General features: G+C 53.0%; 6 protein-coding genes and 1 pseudogene. All 7 read left to right on the top strand.

What is annotated here, in order from left to right; all coding sequences use genetic code 11:
- Positions 1-449, top strand: a 449-nt coding sequence (locus ACLTD4_RS32020) for an FAD-dependent protein (RefSeq protein ID WP_412331886.1), incomplete at its 5' end; no start/stop codon positions are given.
- 100 nt (positions 450-549) lie between these two features.
- Entirely contained in the window at positions 550-1413 is an 864-nt protein-coding gene (gene proB / locus ACLTD4_RS32015; RefSeq protein ID WP_055652815.1) for a glutamate 5-kinase, read from the top strand.
- A gap of 11 nt (positions 1414-1424) precedes the next feature.
- Positions 1425-1646, top strand: coding sequence for a DUF896 domain-containing protein (locus tag ACLTD4_RS32010; protein ID WP_002604001.1), 222 nt, complete (start codon positions 1425-1427; stop codon positions 1644-1646).
- Positions 1624-2166: a 5-formyltetrahydrofolate cyclo-ligase gene (locus ACLTD4_RS32005; protein ID WP_055652814.1), complete on the top strand. Its 543-nt coding sequence runs from the start codon at positions 1624-1626 to the stop codon at positions 2164-2166. The genes ACLTD4_RS32010 and ACLTD4_RS32005 overlap by 23 nt, the downstream gene beginning before the upstream one ends.
- A gap of 52 nt (positions 2167-2218) precedes the next feature.
- Positions 2219-3472: a glutamate-5-semialdehyde dehydrogenase gene (locus tag ACLTD4_RS32000; RefSeq protein WP_117620664.1), complete on the top strand. Its 1254-nt coding sequence runs from the start codon at positions 2219-2221 to the stop codon at positions 3470-3472.
- Between the two features lie 257 nt (positions 3473-3729).
- A complete protein-coding gene (gene miaB / locus ACLTD4_RS31995) occupies positions 3730-5175 on the top strand; it encodes a tRNA (N6-isopentenyl adenosine(37)-C2)-methylthiotransferase MiaB (RefSeq protein ID WP_117620794.1) in 1446 nt (481 codons plus the stop codon).
- 35 nt (positions 5176-5210) lie between these two features.
- Positions 5211-7714: pseudogene (mutS, locus tag ACLTD4_RS31990) on the top strand (DNA mismatch repair protein MutS); the annotation flags it as partial.

The following is a 7714-nucleotide window of genomic DNA, read 5'->3' as shown; positions in this document are numbered from 1 at the left end:
TTGCGGGCATCGCCTACCAGCGGCGTCTGGAGGAAGCGGCCTACCGGTGCGGCGGAGGGAAAATTCCGGTGCAGCTGTACCGCGATTTTAAGAAGAAAAGGGCGACAACGGCTTTTGGAGATGTGGAGCCGGCCTTTGAAGGGCGGTACGCCATGGCAAATCTGCGGGATTTCTTTCCGGATATACTGTCGGAATCGCTGATCGAGGGCGTAGAGGCGTTTAACGGGCGGATCGCAGGATTTTCCAGAGGCGACGCCATCCTGGCAGGCGTGGAGAGCAGAACCTCGTCCCCGGTGCGCATACCGAGGGATGAACGGTTTGAGAGCAACATAAAAGGCATCTATCCCTGTGGGGAAGGAGCCGGCTACGCGGGCGGCATCACGTCCGCGGCCATGGATGGGATCAAGACGGCGGAAGCAGTCGCGGCACGCTTCTCAGTCCCAACGTAACAGTTTAGCCCTCGCTTCCGGCCGCTGCACATTTGACGAATGGATAAAAATGTTGTAAGATATGAGACAAAAAGACTGAAAGAACATGATTGGAGACACCATGAGAACTGAAGTGCGGGAAAAGCTGAAGGATAAACAGAGGATTGTCATAAAAATCGGTTCGTCTTCCCTGACCCATACGTATACGGGGGACTTGAACCTGATGAAGATCGAGAAGCTGGTGCGTGTCATCAGCGATTTGAAGGGGGAAGGGAAATCCGTGGTTCTGGTTTCGTCCGGAGCCATCGCGGTGGGGCGCCAGGCTCTTGGCCACCACACAAGGCCGGTTACCATCTCGGAGAAACAGGCGTTTGCGGCAGTAGGCCAGGCGCGCCTGATGATGGTGTATCAGAAGCTGTTTGCAGAGTACAATCAGGTGGCGGCGCAGGTCCTGCTGACGAAGGATACCATGATCAACGACAGCTCCCGCTATAACGCGCAGAATACCTTCGACGAGCTGCTGAAGCTGGGCGCCATACCGATTGTAAATGAGAATGATACGGTATCCACCTCAGAGATCCCTTACGTCGATAATTTCGGTGACAACGACCGGCTTTCCGCTATTGTAGCGGCTCTGATCGGAGCGGATTTACTGATTCTTTTGTCGGATATCGACGGCCTGTATTCTGACGATCCGAGACAGAATCCAAAGGCGCGTTTTATCAGCCAGGTGGATGAGATCACGCCGGAGCTGATGGAGATGGGAAAGGCCACCTCGGGCAGCGATGTGGGCACCGGAGGCATGGCGGCGAAGCTGGCGGCGGCCAGGATCGCCACAGACAGCGGTTCCGATATGGTCATCGCCAACGGGGATGACGTGGAGGTCGTCTCACAGATCATGACTGGGGACAATAAGGGGACGCTTTTCCTGGCCCATCCCAACTTTGATTTCGATCTGATGCACTACATAAATAATGAATATTAGGAGGCACATCGATGCAGCAGGAAAAAATAGACAGAATCAACACGCTCTACCACAAGGCGCAGGCTGTAGGACTTTCTGATGAGGAGAAGGCCGAGCAGGCCGCCCTGAGAAAGGAATACATTGAAGCGATCCGCATGAGCTTAAGAGGAAACTTAAACAGCATTTCGGTTAAGGAAGAGGACGGAACCATTACGGATCTGGGGAAAAAGTATGGAAATGTCAAGCAAGAATGAAATCAGGGAATGGGTGAAGGAGAACCGGCAGGCTCTCACACAGAAACAGGAGATGGAGTGGAATGACGCTATCTGCAGGAAGATTTTAAGCCTCCGGTCCATCCGGCAGGCGTTCTGTGTCTACTGCTACGTATCCTTCCGCCATGAAGCAGGAACTGAGAAGCTGATTCAGGGTCTGCTGGAGATGGGAAAATACGTGGCAGTACCGAAGGTAGAAGGAAAAAAACTGGTATTCTATGCAATTCAGGGAAAAAAGGATTTAGAGAGCGGCGTTATGGGGATCATGGAACCGAAATCCAGCTGTCTGCGCATCGGCGACGAATTCGCACCAGTCATCGTGCCGGGAATTGCATTTGACAGGGAAGGACACCGGATCGGCTACGGCGGCGGCTACTACGACCGCTTCTTCGACGAAGAGCCGGACCATCCCAGATTTGGAATCGCCTATCCCTTCCAGCTTTTCGATTCTCTGCCGGCAGAGGCCCATGACAAGGGAATGGATATGGTAATCACTCCATAATTCAAACTCAAAATGTGGAGTGAAATAGCAGGATAACAGGGAGGAACGCGATATGACACTAACTGAGACAGGAAAAAGAGCGAAAGAGACGGCCGGTGTTCTGGGGATTCTCGGCTCCGACAAGAAGAACGAAGGTTTAAGGGCCGCGGCCGCCGCTTTGCTTGAGGGCGAGGAAGATATTCTGACGGCCAATCAGGACGATGTGATTCAGGCGACGATAAATGGCATGAGCGCCGGGATGATCGACCGCCTGGAGCTGACGCCTTCCAGGATCGAGGCCATGGCCGACGGACTGATCAGCGTGGCCGGGTTAGAGGATCCGGTAGGAGAGGTGATCTCCATGAAGGCCCGGCCAAACGGACTCACCATCGGACAGAAACGCGTTCCCATGGGCGTGATCGGTATCATCTATGAGGCCAGACCCAATGTGACCGCGGACGCCTTCGGACTCTGCTTCAAATCAGGCAACTGCGTGATCTTAAAGGGCGGAAGCGATGCTTTAGAGTCCAATAAGGCCATCGTCAAATGCCTCCGTGCAGGACTTAAGAACGCGGGACTCCCGGAGGACAGTGTACAGCTTATCACCGATACCGACAGGGAGGTGACGAAGGAATTCATGCGCCTGCACGATTACGTGGATGTGCTGATTCCGCGCGGCGGAGCCGGACTGATCCGTTCCGTGGTGGAGAACAGTACGGTGCCTGTCATCGAGACGGGAACCGGGAACTGCCATATCTTCGTGGATGAGACTGCGGATTTCAGGATGGCTCTGGACATCATATTCAATGCCAAGACCCAGCGGATCGGCGTCTGCAACGCCTGTGAATCGCTGGTCATACATAGAAAAATCGCGGAAGAGTTCCTGCCGCTGTTAAAGGCCCGGCTCGACGAAAAGCAGGTTGAGGTGCGGGCGGATGAAGAAGCCTGCCGTATCGTGCCTGCATTTGTCCCGGCTGCTGCGGAGGACTGGGGAACGGAGTATTTAGACTATATTCTGTCCCTGAAGCTGGTGGATTCCATAGACGAGGCCATCGCCCATATTAACCACTATAATACGAAGCACTCCGAGGCTATCATCACATCGGATTACGCCAACGCTCAGAAGTTCTTAAATGAGATCGATGCCGCCGCCGTTTACGTCAACGCGTCCACCAGATTCACGGATGGATTCGAGTTTGGTTTTGGCGCAGAGATCGGCATCAGCACCCAGAAGCTTCACGCGAGAGGGCCTATGGGGCTAAAGGAGCTTACCACGACAAAGTACATTATTTATGGAAACGGACAATGCAGGCCGCCGGCTTTGTAAAATAGCTGTTTCCATATCAGAGTCCGCCTTGCTACAGGGCGGACTTGATTCTTTTGTTACAATTCGCGGTTCCACGTACCGGAACGCCCGGCGGAGTTTTTCCGTGGTGCCGCGAGTTGTAACTTTTTTTTCAGGTGGACGGCCGTTGTATTTTTGGTGTTTGCAATAGAATGTATTTATGCTATAATATTCAAAGCCATTCCGGGTTTACAGATTATGACGGAATGCGGAGTGAAATAAATGGAGGAAACAACTGGATGGATCATTTACATATGACACATGAGGAAGCTTTAAAGGCCGCGCCGGCGGAGGAACCGGGCAGACAGCAGTTCTTTATGGAACGCTGCCGCCAGTTGATCGATGAGAAGAAGAGGCGGGACGAAACGTACCGCGGAACCTTTCACATCGAGACGTTCGGGTGCCAGATGAACGCCAGGGATTCGGAGAAACTGACCGGAATCTTAGAGGCTTCCGGATTTACGGAGACGGATACGGAGGAGGCGGATTTCGTCCTCTATAATACCTGTACGGTCAGGGACAACGCCAATCAGCGCGTTTACGGCAGACTCGGCTATTTAAACCGCATCAAACAGAAGAATCCCAATATGATGATCGCTCTCTGCGGGTGTATGATGCAGGAGGAAACCGTGGTGGCCAAGATTAAGAAGAGCTACCGCTTTGTCGATATTATATTCGGAACCCATAATATTTTCAAACTGGCAGAACTGATTTCTGAACGCATGGTTGAGAAGAAGATGGTAGTTGACATCTGGAAGGGGACCGACCGGATCGTGGAAGAACTTCCCACCGACCGGAAGTACCCGTTCAAGTCCGGCGTTAATATTATGTTTGGCTGCAATAATTTCTGCAGCTACTGTATCGTTCCTTACGTGCGCGGCCGCGAGAGAAGCCGGAATCCACAGGATATTGTGGGAGAGATCAGACGCCTCGTTGCAGACGGCGTGGTGGAGGTCATGCTCCTGGGACAGAATGTCAACTCCTATGGAAAGAATCTGGAAGAGCCGATGACCTTTGCACAGCTGTTAAAGGAGGTGGAGGCCATCGATGGTCTTCGGCGGATCCGTTTTATGACCTCCCATCCGAAGGACTTATCAGATGACTTAATCGAGGTCATGAAGAATTCCGGGAAAATCTGCCATCATCTCCATCTGCCGCTCCAGTCCGGAAGCAGCAGGGTCTTGAAGGCCATGAACCGGAGATACACGAAGGAACAGTATCTGGAACTGGTGGAGAAGATCAGGGCCGCAGTTCCCGATATCTCTCTGACCACGGATATCATCGTCGGCTTCCCGGGAGAGACGGAGGAGGACTTCCTGGAGACCATGGATGTAGTGAGAAAGGTCCGTTTTGACAGCGCATTTACGTTCATTTATTCGAAGCGCACGGGCACTCCGGCGGCGGCCATGGAAGAGCAGATTCCGGAGGCTGTGGTGAAGGACCGGTTTGACCGTCTGCTTTCAGAGGTGCAGAAGATATCGGCCGAGGTATGCGGACGTGACGCCCACACCGTTAAGGATGTGCTGGTGGAGGACTTGGATGACCATGTGGAAGGCTTCGTTACGGGCCGGCTCGATAATAACACCACCGTTCATTTCAAGGGCGATGCGTCCCTGATTGGTCAGATCGTGGATGTGTATCTGGATGAGTCGAAAGGCTTTTATTATATGGGAACATTAAAATAGTACGACAGAAGAAAAGAGGAAAAAACGTGGCCGGAATGTCACCAATGATGGTCCATTATTTGGAAACCAAGAAACAGTACCCGGACTGTATCCTGTTTTACAGGCTGGGAGATTTTTATGAGATGTTTTTTGAAGACGCGCTGACCGTCTCCAAGGAACTGGAGATTACCCTGACAGGAAAAGAATGCGGGCTGGAGGAACGGGCGCCGATGTGCGGTATTCTACCATGCGCTTGAAAATTATCTGTACAGGCTGGTCCAGAAGGGCTATAAAGTAGCGATCGCAGAGCAGATGGAGGACCCGAAGCTGGCCAAGGGGCTGGTTAAGAGAGAGGTCATCCGTGTCGTCACCCCCGGAACTATTACCAGTGCCCAGGCGCTGGATGAGACGAAGAATAACTACCTGATGGGTATCGTCTATATCGACGAGCGGTTCGGCATTGCCGTTTCCGATATCAGCACAGGCGATTTCCTGGTGACTGAGGTGGAGACGGAGCGGGAGCTGGCGGATGAGATCAACAAGTTCAGTCCCTCCGAGATTATCTGCAATGATGCGTTCTTTGTATCCGGCGTGGACACGGAGGAGGTCAAGAACCGCTACCAGACCGTGATCGCCGCACTTGACAGCCATTTCTTTTCCGACGAGGGCTGCAGGAGGATATTAAAAGAGCACTTTAAAGTGGGCTCTCTGGACGGTCTGGGACTGCAGGATTACGATACGGGAGTGATTGCGGCAGGGGCCGTCATGGAGTACATGTACGAGACCCAGAAGAGTACGCTGTCCCATATTACGACCATCGTTCCCTATTCCACAGGGCAGTTTATGATCATCGACACCTCGACCAGAAGGAATCTGGAGCTCCTGGAGACCATGCGGGAGAAGCAGAAGAGGGGAACACTTCTGTGGGTGCTGGATAAGACGAAGACGGCCATGGGAGCCAGGCTTTTGAGAACCTATATCGAACAGCCGCTGATCCACAAGGACGACATCATTGCCCGCCAGAATGCCATTGAAGAGCTGAACATGAATTACATTTCCAGGGAGGAAATCTGTGAATACTTGAATCCCATATACGATCTGGAACGTCTCATCGGCCGCATCAGCTATAAGACGGCGAATCCCAGGGATTTAATCTCCTTCAGGAATTCTCTGGAAATGCTTCCTTACATAAAAGACCTTATGGGAGAATTTACGACTCCTCTGCTGAAAGAACTCTGGGAAGAGCTGGATGCCTTAGAGGATGTCCACGATCTTGTCTCCCGCGCCATCGTGGAGGACCCGCCCATATCCCTGCGTGACGGGGGCATCATAAAGGACGGCTATCACGAGGAGACGGATAAGCTGCGCCATGCGAAGACGGAAGGGAAGACGTGGCTCGCCGAGCTGGAATCGAGAGAGCGCGACAAGACCGGAATCAAGAACCTGAAAGTCAAGTACAACAAGGTATTTGGATATTACTTCGAAGTGACGAACTCCTTTAAAGGGATGGTTCCCGATTACTTTGTCCGCAAGCAGACGCTGGCCAACGCCGAGCGGTACACAACGGATGAACTGAAGGAGCTGGAGGATATGATTCTGGGAGCGGAGGACAAGCTCTATACCCTGGAATACGGTCTGTTCTGCGAGGTGAGAGACGCCATCGCCGCCGAGGTACTGCGGATCCAGCAGACGGCCCGGGCGATCGCGGGCATCGACGTGATGACTTCCCTTTCCGTCGTTGCCACGAAGAATAATTACGTGAAGCCGCGCATCAATGAAAAAGGTGTGATCGACATCAAAAACGGCCGCCATCCGGTGGTGGAAAAGATGATGCGGGACGATTTATTCGTCGCCAACGATACGTATCTGGACAATACGAAGAACAGGCTCTCCATCATCACCGGCCCTAACATGGCCGGTAAATCGACGTATATGCGCCAGACGGCCTTAATCGTACTGATGGCTCAGCTGGGAAGCTTTGTGCCTGCGGATGACGCCAATATCGGCATCTGCGACAGAATCTTTACCCGTGTGGGCGCTTCCGATGATCTGGCATCCGGCCAGAGTACCTTCATGGTGGAGATGACCGAGGTCGCCAACATCCTGAGAAACGCTACGAAAAACAGCCTGATCGTTCTCGACGAGATCGGCCGGGGCACCAGCACCTTCGACGGCTTATCCATCGCCTGGGCGGTGGTGGAGCACATCAGCAACCCGAAGCTTTTAGGGGCCAAGACGCTGTTTGCCACCCATTACCATGAACTGACGGAGTTGGAAGGAACCATAAACGGCGTCAACAACTACTGCATCGCCGTAAAGGAACAGGGCGATGATATCGTATTTCTTCGAAAGATTGTGAAGGGTGGAGCGGATAAGAGCTACGGCGTTCAGGTCGCCAAGCTTGCCGGTGTTCCCGATTCCGTGATTGTACGGGCAAAGGAGCTTCTGGTAGAGCTAAGCGACGCGGATATTACGGCGAGGGCAAAGGAGATCGCGGAAGCGGGCGCAGGTGCACCGAAGCATGCCAGCATCCCCAGGCCGGATGAGGTGGATTTACAGC

This window comes from Hungatella sp., assembly GCF_046966825.1.
This window is presented reverse-complemented; position numbering and strand designations above follow the sequence as displayed.

What these genes read in the sequence shown, in the direction of transcription:
- proB (WP_055652815.1), top strand. Translation starts at nt 550, where the DNA reads ATGAGAACTGAAGTGCGGGAAAAGCTGAAGGATAAACAGAGGATTGTC.
- ACLTD4_RS32010 (WP_002604001.1), top strand. Translation starts at nt 1,425, where the DNA reads ATGCAGCAGGAAAAAATAGACAGAATCAACACGCTCTACCACAAGGCG.
- ACLTD4_RS32005 (WP_055652814.1), top strand. Translation starts at nt 1,624, where the DNA reads ATGGAAATGTCAAGCAAGAATGAAATCAGGGAATGGGTGAAGGAGAAC.
- ACLTD4_RS32000 (WP_117620664.1), top strand. Translation starts at nt 2,219, where the DNA reads ATGACACTAACTGAGACAGGAAAAAGAGCGAAAGAGACGGCCGGTGTT.
- miaB (WP_117620794.1), top strand. Translation starts at nt 3,730, where the DNA reads ATGGATCATTTACATATGACACATGAGGAAGCTTTAAAGGCCGCGCCG.